The organism is Actinopolymorpha pittospori (assembly GCF_014873875.1).
Taxonomy (GTDB): Bacteria; Actinomycetota; Actinomycetes; order Propionibacteriales; family Actinopolymorphaceae; genus Actinopolymorpha; species Actinopolymorpha pittospori.
In genome coordinates, this window is sequence record NZ_JADBEM010000001.1 from 3,667,977 (window position 1) to 3,686,242 (window position 18,266).

At 71.8% G+C, this 18,266-nt stretch carries 19 protein-coding genes; 11 read left to right on the forward strand and 8 right to left on the reverse strand.

Going from position 1 to position 18,266, the window contains the following annotated elements; genetic code table 11:
- Positions 1-96: 96 nt before the first annotated feature.
- Entirely contained in the window at positions 97-915 is an 819-nt protein-coding gene (gene proC, locus HEB94_RS17385) for a pyrroline-5-carboxylate reductase (RefSeq protein ID WP_192750865.1), read from the forward strand.
- A 12-nt stretch (positions 916-927) separates the two neighbouring features.
- Here proC and HEB94_RS17390 read toward each other — a convergent pair whose 3' ends face one another.
- Entirely contained in the window at positions 928-1,311 is a 384-nt protein-coding gene (locus HEB94_RS17390; RefSeq protein ID WP_192750866.1) for a nitroreductase family deazaflavin-dependent oxidoreductase, read from the reverse strand.
- A gap of 57 nt (positions 1,312-1,368) precedes the next feature.
- Complete coding sequence (trpS, locus tag HEB94_RS17395) at positions 1,369-2,349, reverse strand: tryptophan--tRNA ligase (protein WP_192750867.1); 981 nt, start codon at positions 2,347-2,349, stop codon at positions 1,369-1,371.
- 213 nt (positions 2,350-2,562) lie between these two features.
- On the opposite strand from trpS, the gene HEB94_RS17400 reads away from it, so the two are divergent.
- Positions 2,563-3,141: a GNAT family N-acetyltransferase gene (locus HEB94_RS17400; RefSeq protein WP_337917752.1), complete on the forward strand. Its 579-nt coding sequence runs from the start codon at positions 2,563-2,565 to the stop codon at positions 3,139-3,141.
- An 11-nt stretch (positions 3,142-3,152) separates the two neighbouring features.
- On the opposite strand, the gene HEB94_RS17405 is transcribed toward HEB94_RS17400, so the two are convergent.
- Complete coding sequence (locus HEB94_RS17405; RefSeq protein ID WP_192750868.1) at positions 3,153-4,706, reverse strand: serine hydrolase; 1,554 nt, start codon at positions 4,704-4,706, stop codon at positions 3,153-3,155.
- A 119-nt stretch (positions 4,707-4,825) separates the two neighbouring features.
- Positions 4,826-5,377 carry an NUDIX hydrolase gene (locus HEB94_RS17410; protein WP_192750869.1) on the reverse strand — a complete coding sequence of 184 codons (552 nt, stop codon included), beginning with the start codon at positions 5,375-5,377 and terminating at the stop codon, positions 4,826-4,828.
- Between the two features lie 103 nt (positions 5,378-5,480).
- Here HEB94_RS17410 and HEB94_RS17415 point away from each other — a divergent pair, with 103 nt between their 5' ends.
- The 6 genes from HEB94_RS17415 (at position 5,481) to HEB94_RS17440 (ending at position 10,554) form a co-directional block, all read left to right on the forward strand.
- Positions 5,481-6,446 (forward strand): ROK family protein, encoded by a 966-nt coding sequence (locus tag HEB94_RS17415; protein ID WP_192750870.1) that lies wholly within the window; start codon positions 5,481-5,483, stop codon positions 6,444-6,446.
- A 48-nt stretch (positions 6,447-6,494) separates the two neighbouring features.
- Positions 6,495-7,706: an acetoin utilization protein AcuC gene (locus HEB94_RS17420; RefSeq protein WP_337917753.1), complete on the forward strand. Its 1,212-nt coding sequence runs from the start codon at positions 6,495-6,497 to the stop codon at positions 7,704-7,706.
- A 162-nt stretch (positions 7,707-7,868) separates the two neighbouring features.
- Positions 7,869-8,168: a helix-turn-helix domain-containing protein gene (locus tag HEB94_RS55100; protein WP_192750871.1), complete on the forward strand. Its 300-nt coding sequence runs from the start codon at positions 7,869-7,871 to the stop codon at positions 8,166-8,168.
- 202 nt (positions 8,169-8,370) lie between these two features.
- Entirely contained in the window at positions 8,371-8,472 is a 102-nt protein-coding gene (locus HEB94_RS17430; RefSeq protein ID WP_192750872.1) for a 30S ribosomal protein bS22, read from the forward strand.
- Positions 8,473-8,504: 32 nt separating this feature from the next.
- The gene (locus HEB94_RS17435) at positions 8,505-9,554 is read left to right on the forward strand and encodes an NAD-dependent epimerase/dehydratase family protein (protein ID WP_192750873.1); all 1,050 of its coding nucleotides are present in this window, start codon (positions 8,505-8,507) and stop codon (positions 9,552-9,554) included.
- Positions 9,547-10,554 (forward strand): lysophospholipid acyltransferase family protein, encoded by a 1,008-nt coding sequence (locus HEB94_RS17440; RefSeq protein WP_192750874.1) that lies wholly within the window; start codon positions 9,547-9,549, stop codon positions 10,552-10,554. Before HEB94_RS17435 ends, HEB94_RS17440 begins: the two co-directional genes overlap by 8 nt.
- 42 nt (positions 10,555-10,596) lie before the next feature.
- Here HEB94_RS17440 and HEB94_RS17445 read toward each other — a convergent pair whose 3' ends face one another.
- The 3 genes from HEB94_RS17445 to HEB94_RS17455 form a co-directional block, all read right to left on the reverse strand.
- Entirely contained in the window at positions 10,597-11,871 is a 1,275-nt protein-coding gene (locus tag HEB94_RS17445) for a DUF5667 domain-containing protein (RefSeq protein WP_192750875.1), read from the reverse strand.
- A 207-nt stretch (positions 11,872-12,078) separates the two neighbouring features.
- Positions 12,079-12,915: an ECF subfamily RNA polymerase sigma factor, BldN family gene (locus HEB94_RS17450; protein WP_337917756.1), complete on the reverse strand. Its 837-nt coding sequence runs from the start codon at positions 12,913-12,915 to the stop codon at positions 12,079-12,081.
- A gap of 53 nt (positions 12,916-12,968) precedes the next feature.
- Positions 12,969-13,847, reverse strand: coding sequence for an HAD family hydrolase (locus tag HEB94_RS17455; RefSeq protein ID WP_192750876.1), 879 nt, complete (start codon positions 13,845-13,847; stop codon positions 12,969-12,971).
- A gap of 114 nt (positions 13,848-13,961) precedes the next feature.
- Between HEB94_RS17455 and HEB94_RS17460 the strand changes: the two genes are divergently transcribed.
- Both HEB94_RS17460 and HEB94_RS17465 read left to right on the forward strand, forming a co-directional pair.
- Entirely contained in the window at positions 13,962-15,605 is a 1,644-nt protein-coding gene (locus HEB94_RS17460; RefSeq protein WP_238361554.1) for an AMP-binding protein, read from the forward strand.
- Positions 15,605-15,859, forward strand: coding sequence for a glutaredoxin family protein (locus HEB94_RS17465; RefSeq protein WP_192750877.1), 255 nt, complete (start codon positions 15,605-15,607; stop codon positions 15,857-15,859). The genes HEB94_RS17460 and HEB94_RS17465 overlap by 1 nt, the downstream gene beginning before the upstream one ends.
- A gap of 18 nt (positions 15,860-15,877) precedes the next feature.
- Here HEB94_RS17465 and HEB94_RS17470 read toward each other — a convergent pair whose 3' ends face one another.
- Entirely contained in the window at positions 15,878-17,389 is a 1,512-nt protein-coding gene (locus HEB94_RS17470; protein WP_192750878.1) for an alpha-amylase family protein, read from the reverse strand.
- Between the two features lie 80 nt (positions 17,390-17,469).
- Here HEB94_RS17470 and HEB94_RS17475 point away from each other — a divergent pair, with 80 nt between their 5' ends.
- Positions 17,470-18,141, forward strand: coding sequence for a TetR/AcrR family transcriptional regulator C-terminal domain-containing protein (locus HEB94_RS17475; protein WP_192750879.1), 672 nt, complete (start codon positions 17,470-17,472; stop codon positions 18,139-18,141).
- The last annotated feature ends 125 nt before the right edge of the window (positions 18,142-18,266 follow it).

Below are 18,266 nucleotides of genomic sequence, written 5' to 3' on the forward strand. Positions count from 1 at the left end.
ACGGAGGTGTCCACGGGGGCGCACCCACGGGGGCGCACCCACGGGGGCGCACCGGAGCGCAGGCACGGTCGGCGGTAACGAACGGAAGGAAGATCCATGAGTGCGGGACAGCACACCCTGGCGATGGTCGGCGCGGGCAAGATGGGCGAGGCCATCCTGTCGGGGTTGCTTCGAGCCGGCTGGCCGCCGTCCAGGCTGATCGCGACGGCTCGCCGCCCCGAACGCCGGGCGCAGCTCGCCGAGCGCTACGGCGTCCGGGTCCTGTCCAACGCCGAGGCCGCCGCCCAGGCCGACGTCCTGGTGATCGGTGTGAAGCCGCAGGACGCCGCGACCCTGCTGGAGGACCTGGGGCCCCGCGTACCCTCCGGCAAACTGATCATCTCGTTGTGCGCCGGGCTGCCGACGTCGTTCTTCGAGAAGCGGCTGCCCGAGTCGACCCCCGTGGTCCGCGTCATGTCCAACACGCCGGCTCTGGTCGACCAGGCGATGAGCGCCATCTCGGCCGGTTCGCACGCCAGCGCCGAGCACCTGACCTTGACCGAGGAACTGCTGCGCCCGCTGGGCGAGACGATCCAGGTGCCGGAGTCCCAGCAGGACGCCGTGACGGCCCTGTCGGGTTCGGGGCCGGCGTACTTCTACTACCTCGTCGAGGCGATGACGGACGCCGGAATCCTGCTCGGGCTGCCCCGGCAGGTCGCCCACGACCTGATCGTGCAGGCGGCCCTCGGCGCGGCGGTCATGCTGCGGGAGTCCGGTGAGCACCCGGTCACCCTGCGGGAGGCGGTGACCTCCCCGGGCGGAACCACCATCAGCGCGATCCGGGAGCTCGAGAGTCACCGGGTCCGCGCGGCGGTCCTGGACGCCATCGAGGCGGCCCGCGACCGGGCGCGCGAGTTGGCCGCGTCGGTCGACTGACCGAGGCGCGCCTCAGCCGTCCGCGCGGCGCAGGTACAGGAAGTCGGAGACGCCGACCCGCGTCAGGATCACCTTGACGACAGCCGGCATGTCGTCGCGGCGTTCGTCGTGCACGATTCGGGGAGCCCGCAGCCGCACCGTCCGGCCCCGGGTCGTCAGCTCGCAGCCGCCCGCCGCGAGGACGTTCTTCACCCAGTCGGTGGTCGGTCCGTACGTCAGGGCGACGACGTAGCCGTCGCCTCGACGGAAGACGTTGACCGGCGTCCGGTAGCGGCGACCCGAACGCCGGCCCTCGTGCACGACGAAGCCGAACCCCGGCGCCCAGCCGGCGATCCGGCCCGTGATCCGGTTGGTGACGACTCGGTTGAAACGCGCGAGGCCCTTGCTCAGCACCATGCCCTGATCGTCCCGGAGAACCGCGCGTGGTTCAACGGGATGCGGGGACTCGGCCACTCACAAACCCATCGCCGCCCGGGCGGCGGCGACGGTGGGTGTGGTGAGGTCGCGGGCCCGTTCGGCGCCGAGTCGCAGCGTCGCGTCGACGTAGGCCGGGTCCGTCTCGAGTTCGGCGTACTTCTTCTGCAGGGGTTCCAGGACCGCGACCACCGCGTCGGCGGTGTCCCGCTTCAGGGTGGCGTAGGAGGAGTAGCGGCTCGCGAGGGCCGGCAGGTCCGTCTCGCCCACACATCCGGCGAGGATGTCGAGGAGGTTGGCCACGCCTGGCTTGCGCTCGACGTCGTAGCTGACCTCCCGACCCGGATCGGTGACCGCGCGCATCACCTTCCGGCGTACGACGTCGGGCGCGTCCAGCAGCCGCACCGACCCGGGTGCGTCGTCCGGGGCGTCCTTGCTCATCTTGGCGTTCGGGTCCTGCAGGTCCATCACCCGCGCGCCGACCACCGCGTGGCTCATCTCCGGTACGACGAACACCGGCCCGTACGTCCGGTTGAAGCGGACGGCGAGGTCGCGGGTCAGTTCGAGGTGCTGGCGCTGGTCGTCGCCGACGGGCACCTCGGTCGTGCCGTACGCCAGGATGTCGGCCGCCATCAGGACGGGATAGGTGTACAGCGAGACGCGGGTCCCCGGCTGCGCGCGACCCTTCTCCTTGAACTGGATCATCCGGTTGAGTTCGCCGACGTAGGCGGTGGACTCCAGCAGGTAGGCGAGTTCGGTGTGGGCGGGGATGTCGCTCTGCCGGGCGACCACACAGACCGCCGGGTCGAGGCCGGCCGCGAGGTAGAGGGTCGCGGCCTCCCGGGTGAGCCGGCGCAGCCGTGCCGGGTCGTGGTGGACGGTGAGGGCGTGCAGGTCGACCACGCTGAACACGCAGCGGGCTTCGTGTTGCACGTCCACGAACCGGCGCAGGGCGCCGAGGTAGTTGCCGAGGGTGAGGTGGCCGGTGGGTTTGATGCCGGAGAAGATCGTGCGGGCCATCGGTGCTGCCTTTCGGGTCGAAGCCGCCCGGGCGAGGTCACCGTGTGCACGAAAAACGGCCGCCCTCGCTGGGACGGCCGTGGATGCTGGGTCGCGGGTACGCGAGATCGGGCCGCCCTAGGCGGCCCACCAACCAAGAAGTCGGAACGACGTACGCACGGGACCACGATAGCCGCTCGCCGGCGCGGTCGGCGGACTGCGAGGATGCTCGCCGTGACCAACGTTGATCAGCACGCGGAGTCCATGCCGGCCGGGAACGACGGCGCCGGCGACGGCGTGGCCGAGGTGCGCGTCCGGCGTCTGCACGAGGACGACTGGCAGGAGCTTCGACCCGTCCGCCTGGAGGCGTTGCAGGAGGCGCCGATGGCGTTCGGCTCGACCTACGCCCGTGAGGTGGCCTTCACCGAGGCCGACTGGCGGGGCCGGCTCGGCCGGACGTCCGTGATGTTCCTCGCGTACGGGCCCGATCCGGACCTTCCGCCGATCGGGATGGCCGGCGGCTACCAGCCCGACTGGACGCCGGGTGCGATCGAGTTGGTGGGGATGTGGGTACGCCCCTCCGCCCGCGGTCAGCGCGTGGGCGACCCGCTGGTCGAGGCCGTCGTCGGGTGGGCGGGGGAGGTCGGGGCGGCCGACGTGCGGCTGTGGCTGGCCGAGGGAAACACCTCCGCCCAGCGGCTCTACGCCCGGCTGGGCTTCGTCGAGACGGGGGAGCGGCAGCCATTGCCGCACGACGAGACCCGGACCGAGATCGGCATGATCCGCCCGGCCGCGCCGAACCCGTCCGCCTGAGGCTGGCCGGGTCAGGCGTGGCGCATGTTCCTCGCTCGCGGCAGGGCGGTCAGGCCGAGGATGAGGACCGAGAGCCCACGTGCGGTGAGGAACGCGATGATCGCCAGGACGACGACGGTGATGTCCGGCGCGTACCCGAACGCGGTGGAGATCGGCATCGCCCCGCCGGCGCCCATCGTCGCGCCGAGGCCGAAGAAGACGAGTGCGTACACCGCGGCGGCGGCGAGGAGGCTGACCACCGTCGGAACGATCACCGCACGAGTGACACCCCGCTTCGCGACGCGTCCGGGCAGCAGCCGCGCGCGGCGGACCAGGCGAATCACCGACACCACCATGGCGAGCAGGATCAGCGCGGCCACCAGGTCGACCAGGCCGTAGGTCGTCAGGAAGACGTGGCTGGTCTGCGGTGTGGTCGCACCGGTCAGGATGGACAGCGCGCCTTCGTACGCGCCCGCGGTGTCGAACAGGACACCGTTGTACGCCGTGAGCACGACCAGGCCAGCCCGTTGGTCGGGGAGCAGGCCCAGGTTGGCGGAGAAGGTCGCCGTGTCGCCCTCGTGGGACACGACGGGCTGCCCGTGCAGGGTCCCGACGCCCCATCCGAACCCGTAGCCGTCGCTGTCGGGGATCGCGTCGTCGGCTGTCACCGTGGTCGAGGCGCTGTGCATCAGTTTCAGGCCCGCCGCCGACACGATCCGGGTCCCCTGGAAGGTGCCGTCAAGCTGCGCTTGCATGTAGTGGGTCATGTCCTCGGCGGTCGAGATCAGGTACCCGTCGGGCAGCGCTCCCGGGAACGCCGGGGTGCGCCCGGCGACGTCGACTCCGAACCACACCGACGATCCGTCGGGTAGTCCGTCCCCGCGCGCGGCGGCGAGATCGGTGTAGCTGTGCGTCATCCTCAGCGGGCCGAAGATGTGGTCGCGTACGTAGTCGGCGTAGGGCTGGCCGCTGACCTGCTGGACGACCAGCCCGAGCGTGGCGAAGTCCTTGTTGCAGTAGTGGAAGGTCTTCCCCGGCGTGCTCACCAGGTGCACGTCGGCCAGCGCGCGGACGCGTTGTTCCAGCGTGACGTCTGGTGTGTTGAGGTCGACGGTGCCGGCCGAGGTGGGCAGCCCGCTGGTCTGGTCGAGCAGCTGCCGGATCGTGAGGACCGCGTCCGGATCGGCGGTCCGAAACCATGGGAGGTAGCGCGTGACCGGAGCGTCGAGGTCGATCGTGCCTCGGTCGACGAGCTGCATGACCGCGAGAGCGGTGAACGACTTGCTGAGCGAGCCGAGCAGGAAGGGCGTCGAGGTCGAAACCCGGTCACCCACGGCTCCCGAGGCGGTGACGCGACCGTCGCGGACCACCGCGAACGCCGCGGCCGGCGCGTGTGCGGCGGCGAGTTGCTCCCGGGCGAAGGTGGCGGCCCGCTGGTCGACACGCGCTGTGTCGGTGGGCGCCTCCGCGTGGGCCGGTCCCGCGGCCAGAGCTGCGAGCACTCCTGTCCGGAAGAGCAGGTCGTCACGAACCAGCCCGACAGGCGTGTGGTGTTCATATCGGAGACTGTCCTTTCGCGCGGGCACGGCGATGTGGTCCCGCGGTCATGCTGGGACCGACTCCCGTCGTGTGGGAGCCGGTGAGGGGCGAGTCCCGCGAGGTGGCGGGAGCTGGTGGTGGGGGCGCCGTACCCCCGACGCAGCCGTCAGGCTGGTCGCGTCGCGGCCCGGATCTCCCAGGCCAGGTCGAGGAGTTCGGGGTACCACTCCTCGTTGTCCCGCAGCAGAGTCCGCGCCTCCGGCAACGGAACGACGCGGACCTCCTCGACCTGTTCACCGTCAGGTGGGTTGCTCGGCGTCGCGTCGACCACGACGTCGGTGACACACCACAGCCACGCCTTCTCCGGATGTGGAAGGTGCGGACGGTACGGCTCGGGGCCGTCGTCGAGGCAGTAGTGAGCGCCGATCCAGTGCAGGGGTCCGACCCGTCGGGCCCCGGCCTCTTCGGCGATCTCGCGGTCGACGGTCTGCAGGACGGTTTCGCCGGGCTCCCGGGTGCCGCCGGGCAGGAACCAGTCGCGCTTCGCCCGGCACACGGCGATCTCGGTGCCGACGAACCCGACGACGTGGATGCTCTGGACCAGCGGCTCGGGCGGCAGCGTGGTGGAGAACCGCGCGTCCAGCCCGCCCCACTCCCACCGCTGCGGCGTGTGCAGGAGCGGGAAGCGTTCGGCCGGAGTCGCGGGCTTCTCTTCCATGCCGGGCACTCTAGGGTGTGTGTCTGCCTGATCATGGTCGCGTGGTGAGCGCCCCACCGGGACCGGCGTTGGCTCAGCGGCAGCGGACCGGAAGGATGGCGCCGTGACGACCAACCAGCCCGCCGCCCCGCCCGCCGGTCCCGTCCTGGGCGTCGACGTCGGCGGCACGCTGATCAAGGCCGCGGCCGTGGCGGCAGACGGCGAGGTGGTCGCGCGGTTGGAGCGTCCGACCCCGCCCGCCCGTGACCCGGACACCGTCCTGTCCGCGGTCGGTTCGGTGGTGGAGACGCTGCGCGCACAGGTGCCGGATCGCGTGGAGGCGCTCGGCGTCGCCGTTCCCGGCATCATCGACGAGGCGCGGGGCGTGGCCGTGATGGCGGCCAACCTGGGCTGGCGGGACACCCCCGTCGCCGACCTGCTCTCCGCGGCGACCGGGCTGCCGGTCGCCCTGGGCCACGACGTGCGCGCCGCGTGCGTGGCCGAATGGCGGCTCGGCGTGGCCAAGGGCGGCTCCGACGTCCTGCTCGCCACTCTCGGGACCGGCATCGGCGCGGGCGTGGTGAGTGGCGGCCGGTTGCTGGTCGGGAGCGGTTACGCCGGCCAACTCGGCCACACCGTGGTCGACCCGGACGGCCAGCGCTGCTCGTGCGGACAGCGCGGCTGCCTCGCGACGATCGCCTCGGCCACCGCCGTGGTCCGCCGGTACGCCGAGCGCACCGGAGGTGCCGAACACCCCGACGGGACGCCCGCGCTCTCGGCGCGGGACGTGGCTCAGCGCGCCCGGGCCGGTGACCCGGCGGCCGCCGCGGTCTGGGCGGACGCGGTCGGCGCCCTCGGCCGCTCGCTCGCCATCGCGGTGACGGTGTTCGGCTCCGAACTCGTCGTGCTCGGCGGCGGCCTCGCCCTCGCCGGCGACCAGCTCATCGGGCCCGTCCAGGACTCCCTGGACGAGTGGCTGACGTTCCAGCGCCGGCCCCGCGTCGTCCGCGCCGCGATGGGCGCGGAGTCCGGTGTGCTCGGCGCGGCTCTGCTCGGCCGGGCCGCGCTGGAGGAGACGCCCGTCACCTGAGGCGGGGACGAGTTCCGTGTGGGGCTGCCGTCGGGCAAGGTAGGGACCGTGACGGGACATGCGCGGCTGGTCTACGACCCGATGTTGACGGCGTACAACTTCGGGCCCCACCACCCACTTGCGCCGATCAGGGTCAGGCTCACCGTGGCCCTCGCCGAGGAGCTCGGCCTGGTCGGTGCCGCCGGTGCGCTCGAGCAGCCCGGGGGGAAGGGCCTGCGGCTGGTCTCCGCACCGTCGGCTCCCGACGAGCTCGTCGCGTCCGTGCACGACCCGGCCTACGTGCGGGCGGTGAAGCGGGCGAGCGTGCATCCGTACCGGACCGACCTGGACTTCGGGCTCGGCACATCCGACAACCCGACGTTCGCGGGCATGCACGACGCCGCCGCCCACATCGTCGGCGCCAGTGTCGAGGCCGCCCGTTCGGTGTGGACGGGTGAGGCGCTGCACGCGGTCAACGTCGCCGGTGGGCTCCACCACGCGATGCCGGGGTCGGCGAGCGGCTTCTGCGTCTACAACGACCCCGCCGTGGCGATCCGCTGGCTCCTGGACGCCGGCTGTCCGCGCGTCGCCTACCTCGACCTCGACGTCCATCACGGTGACGGTGTCCAGGAGGTCTTCTACGACGATCCGCGCGTCCTCACCATCAGCCTGCACGAGTCGCCGCGGTCGCTGTTCCCCTGGGTGAGCGGCTTTCCGAGCGAGACGGGAGGGCCGAACGCCGAGGGCCTGTCCGTCAACGTCGCCTTGCCGGCGGGGACGGGCGACGCCGGCTGGCTGCGCGCCTTCCACGCCGTCGTACCCCCGCTGCTGCACGCGTTCGAGCCGACGGTGCTCCTCAGCCAGCACGGCTGCGACAGCCACCGGGTCGACCCGCTCGCCCACCTCACGCTGTCGGTCGACGGCCAGCGCGCCGCCGCGCTCGCCGTGCACGATCTCGCGCACCGGGTGTGCGGGGGCCGCTGGGTGGCCACGGGTGGGGGAGGCTACGCCCTGGTCGACGTCGTACCCCGCACCTGGAGCCACCTGCTGGCCATCGCCGGCGGAGAGCCGCTCGACCCCGACACACCCACGCCGGCCGGGTGGCAGGAACTCGTCCAGGTCGAGTGCCGGCGCCCGGGACCACAGTCGATGACCGACGGGGTCACCGCGGCCTACACCGACTGGTCGACCGGATACGACCCCGCCGACGAGGTCGACCGCGCGATTCGAGCCACCCGGCAGGCGACGTTCCCGAGCCACGGTCTCGACCCGGAGCTGTGACCCTGACTCTTGATCACCCCTTCCCCACCGGCCCCGAAAGGTATTAACCTCCCCTCACACCGACCCCGTGGGACATGGGAGCGGTCCGGGGGGCGGCGAAGGTCACGCGAGAAGAGTCCTGGGATGCCCGGGGCCTCGCGTGACGGAAGGCTGTGATGCGCCATGACGTCGCCGAAACCGGGGGAGGAAGAGTCCCCCCACTCCGAGTCCGCACAGTCCACGTCCCCGCAGTCCACCTCTCCGCAGTCCACGTCCCAGACCACGCCGTCGAGGGCCCCGCTGTCCGACGTACGGTTCCTGACCGTGGCCGAGGTGGCCGCGGCGATGCGTGTCTCCAAGATGACGGTCTACCGGCTGGTCCATGCGGGAGACCTCCCCGCGGTCCGGGTCGGCCGGTCGTTCCGGGTGCCCGAGCAGGCGATGCACGACTACCTCCGGCGGGCCTACATCCAGGCGGGTTGACGGGAGGTCAACGTCGGGTGACAGCCGGGCGCGGACCGGGTGCATTCGGGCTGATCGGGCGGCCGGAAGAACCCCACCGTGCCGGGCTGTACCCTGTGAGGGCGCATCGGTCCGCCTCCCAAACGAACGCTCCGTGTTTGTGCGGAGATTCATACGTTCGGATGCGCCTCTGTTGGGTACGAACAGACCGAAAGGTATCGGCGTGGGTTCCGTTATCAAGAAGCGTCGCAAGCGTATGTCGAAGAAGAAGCATCGCAAGCTCCTCAAGAAGACGCGCGTTCAGCGCAGGCGTCTCGGGAAGTAAGCGACGCTCCGTGCCCACGGGGTGAGGCGCAGATGGCGCGTGTTGCACTGGTCACCGGGGTCTCTCGCGACCTCGGGAGTCGCTTCGCGCGCCTGCTCGCCGCCGATCCGTCGGTCGACCGGGTGCTCGGCGTCGACGTCGTTCCGCCGCGGCACGATCTCGGCGGCGCGGAGTTCGTACGGGTCGACCTGCGCAGTCCGGTCGTCTCCCGGGTCATCGCCCGCGAGGGTGTCGACACCGTGGTCCACCTCAACGTGATCGCCACGCCGCAGCATGCCGGCGGGCGGGCCACGATGAAGGAGATCAACGTCATCGGCACGATGCAGTTGCTGGCGGCGTGCCAGCGGCTGCCCTCGGTCAGCAAGGTCGTCGTGAAGTCGTCCACGTCCGTCTACGGCGCCTCTCCGGCCGACCCGGCGATGTTCACCGAGGACATGGAGCCGCGCAGCCTGCCGCACTCCGGCTTCGCCAAGGACGCGGTCGAGGTCGAGGGCTACGTCCGCGGGTTCGCCCGCCGCCGCCCCGACGTGCTGGTGACGACACTGCGGTTCGCCAACGTCATCGGCCCGCGGGTGCGGACGCCGATGACGCGTTACTTCGCGCTGCCCGTCGTGCCCACCGTCCTGGGCTTCGACGCGCGGATGCAGTTCGTCCACGAGGACGACCTGCTCGAGGCGTTGCGCCTCGCGACCGTCGGGCAGACCGCCGGCACCTTCAACATCGCGGGCGACGGCGTCCTGATGGTGTCCCAGGCGATCCGCCGGATGGGCCGACCGACCGCGCCCGTCCCGGCGTTCGCGGTCGCGACGTTCGGGCAGATGTTCCGGGCGGCACGGCTGGCCGACTTCACCCCCGAGCAGTTGACGTTCCTCACCTACGGACGCGGTGTCGACACCACCCGGATGCGTGAGGAGCTTGGCTTCAAGCCGACCTACACGACGGCGAGCGCGTTCGAGACGTTCGCCGAGGCGCACGAGCAGGGACTGCTGAGCGCCGAACGCATCCGCGACGCCGAGGAAGGCGTCGCGGAGTTCCTCGGTGTGCGGGACGGCGGCTCGGGGGTACGACAAAGCCATGGCTGAGTCCTCCGAGGCGAAGGTGATCCCGATCCGGGGTCGCCGTGGCGCAGGTCCCGATTCCGATCCGTCCGCTTCGTCGAACTACGAGGAACTGCCCGGCATCGGCGAGAGTCTGCGCGAGGCGGCGAGCCTCCTCGCGCAGGGGCTCGCGGCCCGGACCCTCGGGGACGACTGGCAGAGCAAGGTCTCCAAGGGGCTCGCGTTCGCGCGGCGGCGGCTCACCGGTGACTACGAGGTCGACGATCTCGGCTTCGACCCCGATCTCACCGAGAACGTCCTGCTCGCCATCCTGCGTCCGCTGTACCACAGCTGGTTTCGGGTCGAGGTCCGCGGCATCGAGAACATCCCGGCCGTGGGCGGCGCGCTGCTTGTCGCCAACCACTCCGGCACGCTGCCACTCGACGGCCTGATGACCCACGTCGCCGTTCACGACACCCACCCGGCCCATCGCCACGTCCGCATGCTGGGAGCCGACCTGGTCTTCCGGATGCCCGTGGTCTCCGAACTCGCCCGCAAGGGCGGAACGACGCTCGCGTGCAACGAGGACGCCGAACGCCTCCTCGACGCCGGTGAGCTCGTGGCCGTGTTCCCCGAGGGCTACAAGGGCCTGGGCAAGCCGTTCTCCGAGCGCTACAAGCTGCAGCGGTTCGGCCGCGGGGGCTTCGTCGCGGCCGCTCTTCGCACCGGCGTTCCCATCGTGCCGTGCTCGATCGTGGGCGCCGAGGAGGCCTTTCCGCTGCTCGGCAACATCGAGCCGCTCGCCCGGCTGCTCGGCGTTCCCTACGTGCCGATCACGCCGACCTTCCCCTGGCTCGGTCCGCTCGGTCTCGTCCCACTGCCGTCGAAGTGGATCATCGCCTTCGGCGACCCGATCTCGACCGACGCCTACGACCGGGACGCCGCCGAGGACCCGATGCTGGTCTTCGACCTGACCGACCAGGTCCGCGAGACCATCCAGCACACGCTGTACGCCCTGCTGCTGGACCGGCCCGAGGCGTTCTGAGCGGACCTCACCGCTCGGCCCGGGGCACGGACCCGTCCAGTACTACGGCAGGTCGACGGGAAGGTCGACCACCTCGCCGCGCCGGTCTTCGGCGGGTGGCGGACCCGAGGACGACCCCGCGGTGGGCGGTGGCTGCTCGGTGGGTTCCGTCCACGACGTGTCGGCGACCTGTGGCCACGGGAGTGGAAGTGGCAGCAGCGTGGGCAACGGCAGCGGCAGGAGCGTGGGCAGCGGCAGCGGCAGGAGCGTGGGCAGCGGCAACGTCGGCAACGGTGTCGGCTCCTGGTCCGAGGGGCCCGGTTTGGGGAGCTCGATCGTGCCGGAGGGATGCGGCAGCGGCAGCCGCGAGCCGTCCGTACGCCGGGGGAGGGGCAAGCCCGGACCGGGGTTGGTCGGCTTCGGGAACTTCCCCGGCCGCATGGTCTGGGACGGACTCCCCTCCGGGCTCTCGGTGCGACCTGTCGGCACGGTGACCGCGGGCTGCGGCTCGCGGCTCCGGCGCTCCGGCACACCTCGGGGGGCGTGCCCAGGTGCGGGTTCGACACAGCGCGGGCAGAGGGCGACGGCCCGCTGGTCGAGGTCGTCGAGGGTCGCTACCGCCGCGGCGAAGGAGTCCGCGAGCGGCGTCGGCAGGAACCCACGCAGGCTGCTCAGACGCGGCCGAGCATCGGCGACGAACGTGTGGATGCCGTTGATCGGCGCCGGGCTGCGGTCGATCTGGTGGGCCCGCACGAGGAGTTCGGCGCCGTCGCGCGCACTGCTGGTGAACTCGTTCAGGGTGGTGCGTGCGAGTCGGACGCGGGCGCGGTCGGTGGCGGGGATCGGCACGCCGTCGGCGAGCCGGTGCGCCTCCGACAGCCGCGCCATGGCCTGCTTGAGGTAGTGGTGACCGCGCGACTCCGGGTTGGAGGCGACGGCCACCTCCGTGCGCTCGAGCCCGAGCTTGAGCGGATACAGCATCTCGCCGGGCTGGGCGCCACGTGCGGCGGCCGCCGTACCGGCCATGCCACCGGCAAGGGCGACGGACAGCGCCACGGCAGCGATCCGCAGCCGGTTGGGCGTGCGGACGGCCGAACGCATGGCCGGGATCGGTACGCCGGCCGGAACGGCATCGCGCGAAGTGTCGGCGGCCGCGCTCACCAGCCGTTCGCGTAGCGCCGCCCGGAAGGCGTCCGAGGGCTCGACAGGCGCCGGCCGCAGCAGCGCCACCAGGTCCTGGAGCGGGGCGAGACCGGGGTCAGCGGGGCGCCGCCGCGACCCCTCCACGAGGCGCGCGAAGTCCTCGGCCCGCCGGCGGGACGCCAGGAGCGAGGTCATGGGCGCCCTCCTCTCACAGGGCCGGCGGGACGGGTCGGGCCATGGTGTCCAGGCCGCGGTGGTACGGGGTTGCCACCTGGTGAACGACTCGCGCGGCCAGGGGTTACGACCTCGCGACCGACCGACTTTCCCGCGCGGCCGACACCGCGGCCGGGGAGGTGCTCGAGGTGGTGGTCGCGGTGGCCGTCGAGGTGGCGGCCGAGGAGCTCACCGGACGCCCTCGGGCAGCAGCTTGGCGAGGTTGCGCACGGCCCGCAACTGGAGCTGCTTGACCGCGCCGTCGCTCTTGCCCAGCACGTGCGCGGTCTCCGCGACGGACAGGCCGTTGAAGAACCGCAGCACCAGGCATTCCTGCTGGTCGGCACGCAGCTGACGGAGGGCCTTGACCAGGGCCTCGTTGGTGAGATGGGAGAGGACGTCGTCCTCCGGCCCGTCGGAGGCGGAGTCGAAGTCGAGGATCTCGCCGGTCGCCACCTCGAGCCGGAAGCGGCCGGACTTGAAGTGGTCCGTCACGAGGTTGCGCGCGATCGTCACCAGCCAGGCGCCGAAGTCGCGGCCCTGCCAGTGGAACGACGAGAGCGAGCGAAGCGCGCGCAGGAACGTCTCGCTCGAGAGGTCCTCGGCCAGCGCGTGCGCACCGACGCGGTAGTAGACGTACCGGTAGACGGTCGAGAGGTAGTGGTCGTAGAGCTGACCGAAGGCCTCGGCGTCACCGCGCTTGGCGAGCTCGACCAGCGCCACGATGCGGGTGGTGCCCGTGTCCGCCGCGGGCTCGCGGGCGCCACTGCGTTCGAAGGCGATGTGGGTGCCGTGCGTGCGGGTCTTGGCCGCCTCCTGGTGGGAGGCCTGCAACAGCCACTCGGCGTCCCGCGGCACGGGGGCGACGCCGGTGCCAGACGCCGTCCCCGGCACCGGGTGGGTGCGCGCGTCGAACAGGGCCTGCAGAAGTGAGTGGAGCTCTGCCACCCCCGACCGGTCGGCGAGAGTGGTCCGTCCGTTTCCAGGTGTTGGTGCCTGGCCCCGAGCGGGGAGTGTTCGGCGCACGGAAGGCATCGTAGGGAAGATCCATTCAGACGGGAACATTCTGTAATGAACCATTACGAACGGTGAAAGGGCCTCCACGGTGAGCGGCCTTTCCCGCTGTTGCGGCGCAGGGCGGCCGCGGCAGCGGCCGCACCGCCCACGGCACCGGCCAGGGCGGCCGCGGCCAGACCGGCCCGGGCGGCTCGCCTGGCGCGGCGGAAGTCGCGGATCCGCCAGCCGCGTTTGCGCGCGTGGGCGCGCAGCCTGCGGTCGGGGTTGATGGCGTACGGCGTGCCGACCAACGACAGCATCGGCACGTCGTTGGCGGAGTCGGAGTACGCCGAGCACCGCCGCAGATCCAGGCCCTCCCGCGCGGCGAGCAGGCGTACGGCGTCCGCCTTGGCCGGACCGTGCATGAGGTCGCCCACCAGCCGGCCCGTGTAGCGGCCGTCCTTCGTCTCCGCGACGGTCCCGAGCGCCCCGGTGAGGTTGAGCCGGTCGGCGATGAGCTGTGCGATCTCCACCGGCGCCGCCGTGACCAGCCACACCCGCTGGCCGTGGTCGAGGTGGCGTTGGGCGAGGGCCGCGGTGCCGGGCCAGATCTTCGTCGTCAGTGCCTCGTCGAAGATCTCCGAGCCCAGCTCGATCAGGTCGCTCACGGGCCAGCCGGCGATGAAGGAGAGCGCGAGCTCACGGACCTCCCGCACGTCCTCGGCGTTCTCCGAACCCAGGACGCGGAACTTCAGCTGCTGGTAGCCGGCGTGCAGGATGTCGCGGGTCGCGAAGTACTGCCGGGAGTGCAGCCCGCGCGCGAGGTAGAACAACGACGCCCCACGCATGAGGGTGTTGTCCACGTCGAAGAAGGCGGCGGCGGTCGGGTCGGACGGCACGCCGGTCTGCGGGGACGTCGAACCATGGGACGGAGCCGTCTGCGCATCCTCCGCGGGCGTCATGTTCCCCGAGCTTAGAGCGCCCGCCGTGTACTACGCCGAGCAGGGATGTGGTGACTCGCGGCGCTTGTCCGGACCCGCCCGGTCGAACGCGGTGGCGTGGATGAGGTGGCGTGGATGAGAGGGGGCGCCGGTGCATGGATGTGTGCCAGACTCGCCGACGTGGTGTTGGCGCCTCGCACACAGCTGCTGCCCGACCAGGTGGGTGCCCCGGTGAACGTGGCCGACCTGGTACGTCGGGCCGCCCAGGATGCTCCCGAACGCCTCGCCCTGGTAGCCGGTGACCGCCGCCTGACCTGGGCGGAGCTCGACCACGCCGTCGACACGGCGGCCGCCGCGTTGTCCGGAGCCGGCCTCGTGACCGGGTTCCGGGTCGCGATCGTCCTGGCCAACACCCCCGAGTTCGTCGCCGCCTACTTCGGCACGCTGCGCGCTGGCCTGGTCGCCGTTCCGGTCAGCCCGGCCAGCACCGCGGAGGAGGTCGCCCGGATGGTGGCGACCGCCCGGGCGCGGGTCGTCCTGGCCGACGAGACCAGCATCGCGGCCGTGCGCTCCGGTGTACGCCAGCTCGACTCCGGCGCCGACCCCGACACCTCGCCGCTTGTCGTGCCGGTCGGTGTCGCCGCGCTGCCGGAGGAGCGGACCTATGACGAGCTGCGGGCGGCCGCGGCGAGTTCGCCAGCGGTTCCGCCCGCCGACCCGGAGACTCTCGCGGCGATCCTCTACACGTCCGGCACCGGCGCGCCCCCGCGCGCGGTGATGCTCACCCATCGCGCGCTGCTCGCCAACCTCGAACAGATGGCCGCGGTGGAGCCGGCCGCGGTGTCCTCCGACGACGTCGTCCTCGGCGTCCTGCCCCTGTGCCACGTCTACGGCCTGAACGCCGTCCTCGGCATGGTCGCCCGCAGGGCGGCGACGCTGGTCCTGGTCCGCCGGTTCACTCCCGAGAGCAGCCTCGACCTGGTGGCGGCGGAGAAGGTCACCAACGTGCCGGCGGTGCCGGCGGTCTTCGCGAGCTGGCTCCGCACGGACATCGCCGGCCGGCTCACCAGCGTCCGGCTGCTCGTGTCGGGAGCCGCACCGCTCCCGCCCGCGGTCCGGCACGGCCTGCGTGCGGTGACCGGACTCACCGTCGAGGAGGGCTACGGCCTGACGGAGGCGGGTCCGGTGGTGACGAGCACGTTGTGTTCAGCCGGCTCCTCGGCGAAGCCGGGCTCGGTCGGAGCCCCGCTGCCGGGAGTCGAGATGCGGGTCGTCGACGAGGGTGGCGGCGACGTCGAGCAGGGCGAGCCGGGCGAGGTCCTCGTTCGTGGGCCCAACGCCTTCTCCGGCTACTGGCCCGACGCCGTGGACGCGCCGGGCGAGCGTGGCTGGGTGGCCACCGGTGACATCGGCTACCTCGACGAGGACGGCGACCTCGTGCTGGTCGACCGGCTCACCGAACTCGTCGTCGTCTCCGGCTTCAACGTCTATCCCCGCGAGGTCGAGGAGGTCGTCGCCGAGGTCGAGGGCGTCGCGGAGGTCGCCGTCGTGGCGATGCCCGACCCGCAGACCGGCGAGGCGGTCCTGGCCTACGTCGTCCCGGCGTCCGGCGCCACCGTGACCGTCGAGGCGGTGCAGCGGCACTGTGCCCGCCGGCTCGCGAGGTTCAAGCGGCCGAGCGTCGTGGAGGTCGTCCCGGAACTGCCCCGCTCGCTCACCGGCAAGGTCGCCAAGGCGAGCTTGCGCAGGTCAGGGCATGAGCGGCGGGGCGACCACTGATGGCGCCGGCCCAGCCGCGGGTCACGCTCTACGGCAAGCCCGGTTGCCACCTGTGCGAGGACGCGCGGGAGACGGTCGCCGCGGTCTGCGCCGAGCTCGGCGTGGAGTGGACCGAGATCGACATCACCACCGACGAGGCGCTCTTCCGCCGCTTCGGGGAGCAGATTCCGGTGACCTTCGTCGACGGTGACCAACACGACTTCTGGCGCGTGGACGCCGCCCGGTTGCGCGCCGCGCTGACCGCGGACGGCTGACCCGGGCGAACGCCCCCCTCAGCCCGACACGAACACGGGTGTGATCGTCAACGCGAGCCGCACCCGACCCTCCGTCACGGTCGTGTCCACCGCCGCACCGTAGGCGTCGACCGCCCGCGCCGAGCTTCCGGGCCACGGCCAGTCGAAGGCGAGCGCGGGCTTGTCCTCCTCGCTCATGCCGTCGCGTCGTTCCCACGCCACCAGCACCGGACCGGCGGGCCGGTCGACCTCGAAGACGTAGACGTCGGGCTGGTCGGGCACCTCGTGCCGGCGAACGTCCGTCGCTCCGGCCAGCATCCGGGCGGTCAGCGCGAGCGTGTCGGCGGCCGGATAGCGGTGCCGTAGCTCGCCGGAGCCGCTCTCGTCGTAGTCCATCAGCTTGAGCTTGTCGAACATGAACTCCATCAGCCCGTGGCCCTCGCCGGGGTCCGGAAGCTCCGCGCCGAGGTTCCAGCACAGGGTCCGGCGCACCCCGGAGGCGAGGGCGAGCATGTTGCGGACCACGATGTCGCGGCAGTTCCAGCGGTGCCGTCTCCCTTCGGCCTCCGGCGGGCAGCCCGGTACGAACATCGCCAGTTCCGGTGGCAGTTCGCCGACCCGGGCGTAGAGCGCGGACAGCGCCTCGTGCTCGGGTGGGAGCTTGTCCTGGTCCGAGGTCTGCGCGGTCCAGTCCTCCGGGAGGCCACCACCGATGATCCCGCCGCTCGCCGCCACGACCGGCCCGAGGTGGGCGAACGCCTGTTGGGGGAACTCGAAGGGCACCGGGCCGTTGTACTCGCCCGCCACCACCGGCTTCTGGTAGCCGGCGGAGGCCATCAGCGCCCGGCAGGCCTCGACCGCGGCCGGGATGCCGTACGGGTCGCCGTAGAGGTGGACGTCGAACACGTCGAAGTCGTCGCGCGCGTTCGCGACGATGTGCTCGAAGACGGCGCCCTCCTCGCGGCCACTCCCGACGGCGCCGGGTGGCGCGCCGCCGAGCACCACCAGGGCGTTCGGGTCGGCCGCGCGGACGGCGGCGGCGAAGACCCGAAGCTGCGCGACGTACTCCTGCGCCGTACCGGCCCACAGGATCGGCACGGAGGGTTCGTTGTCGCACTGCCAGTAGGTCACCCGGCCTCGGCAACGCTCGACCAGGCGGCCGACGAACGCGCCGAAGGCGGCCGGGTCCTTCGCGGGTGAGGGCGGCAGCATGTCGGTGGCCCGGCGGGTCCCCCACAGGGAGCTGGAACTGACCGTGACCCACGCCTCCACGCCGCCGTCCGAGTCGGGAGAGTCTGCCGAGTCGCCGTCCAACTGGGCGAGGAACGCGTCGACGGCGGACCAGTCGTAGGTCCCGGGCTCGGGTTCGATCTGGGACCAGTAGAGGTAGATCCGGACGACCTCCGCGCCGACGGAGCGGGCCTGCGGAACGATCGTCTCGGGTGGGCTGACCAGGCCATACGTGATGCCGCGGACGACACCGAGCCGGATGCCGGGCGGCACGTCGGGTGCGTCCGACGGTAGGTGGTCAGGGACCGAATCAGTGCGCATCGTCACGCCTCCAGGAAGCCAGCTGAACACTGTTCAGTGAACGGTGTTCAGCAACCTAACTGAACACTGTTGAGTTGGCAATGGGATGGCCGTACGATCCGTTCGCGATGGCACTCGACCGGGAACTCATCGTCCGTACCGCCCTCCGGCTGCTCGAGGAGGTGGGTCTGGAGACGCTCTCGCTGCGCCGCCTGGCCAAGGAGCTCGGCGTCAACCCGTCCGCGCTGTACTGGCACTTCGAGAACAAGCAGGAGTTGCTCGACGAAATGGCCAGAGCTGTGGTCCTGACGGCGATCACGCACCCCGACGTCCCGGCGCCGACCCGAAACACCTGGGACGACTGGCTGGCCCATCTGGCGAGGGCGCAGTGGCGTGCCGTCCGCTCCTATCGGGACGGGCCGCTGCTGCTGATGGCCGCACGGCCGACCGCGGACTACCAGCTCAGCTACCTCGACGAGATCCTCTCCCGGCTGGTCGACGCGGGCTTCAGCCCGCGCGAGGCCGGTGACGCGTTCGTCACGATCAGCAACTACGCGCTCGGGACCGCCCTGCTCGGGCAGCAGCACGACCGGGCGGGCGAGATCGTCGGTCGGCGGCTCGACGCCGGCGACGACCGCCACGACCCCCACGACCGCCACCCGAGTCTGGCCCGGATCGCGGAGTCCCTCGCCGACCAGGAAGTGACCTTCGAACGCGGCCTCGGATGGCTGATCGCCGGGATGCGGCAGAGCCGGGACGTGTCCAGCTCCTGACCGGCCGCCCGGGAAACCAGTCGCCGCCGGGATGGCTTCTTCCGGACGGGGAGGATCGTCCCCAGGTGCCCCGTTCGGGGTCGCGGTCAGGTCGTCGATCCAGCGCATTTCGGCGCCAGGGGTTC

Coding starts and splice junctions, on each gene's coding strand:
- proC (WP_192750865.1), top strand. CDS start 97: ATGAGTGCGGGACAGCACACCCTGGCGATGGTCGGCGCGGGCAAGATG.
- HEB94_RS17390 (WP_192750866.1), bottom strand. CDS start 1,311: ATGGTGCTGAGCAAGGGCCTCGCGCGTTTCAACCGAGTCGTCACCAAC.
- trpS (WP_192750867.1), bottom strand. CDS start 2,349: ATGGCCCGCACGATCTTCTCCGGCATCAAACCCACCGGCCACCTCACC.
- HEB94_RS17410 (WP_192750869.1), bottom strand. CDS start 5,377: ATGGAAGAGAAGCCCGCGACTCCGGCCGAACGCTTCCCGCTCCTGCAC.
- HEB94_RS55100 (WP_192750871.1), top strand. CDS start 7,869: ATGACGTCGCCGAAACCGGGGGAGGAAGAGTCCCCCCACTCCGAGTCC.
- HEB94_RS17435 (WP_192750873.1), top strand. CDS start 8,505: ATGGCGCGTGTTGCACTGGTCACCGGGGTCTCTCGCGACCTCGGGAGT.
- HEB94_RS17440 (WP_192750874.1), top strand. CDS start 9,547: ATGGCTGAGTCCTCCGAGGCGAAGGTGATCCCGATCCGGGGTCGCCGT.
- HEB94_RS17445 (WP_192750875.1), bottom strand. CDS start 11,871: ATGACCTCGCTCCTGGCGTCCCGCCGGCGGGCCGAGGACTTCGCGCGC.
- HEB94_RS17455 (WP_192750876.1), bottom strand. CDS start 13,847: ATGACGCCCGCGGAGGATGCGCAGACGGCTCCGTCCCATGGTTCGACG.
- HEB94_RS17460 (WP_238361554.1), top strand. CDS start 13,962: ATGAGAGGGGGCGCCGGTGCATGGATGTGTGCCAGACTCGCCGACGTG.
- HEB94_RS17465 (WP_192750877.1), top strand. CDS start 15,605: ATGGCGCCGGCCCAGCCGCGGGTCACGCTCTACGGCAAGCCCGGTTGC.
- HEB94_RS17470 (WP_192750878.1), bottom strand. CDS start 17,389: ATGCGCACTGATTCGGTCCCTGACCACCTACCGTCGGACGCACCCGAC.
- HEB94_RS17475 (WP_192750879.1), top strand. CDS start 17,470: ATGGGATGGCCGTACGATCCGTTCGCGATGGCACTCGACCGGGAACTC.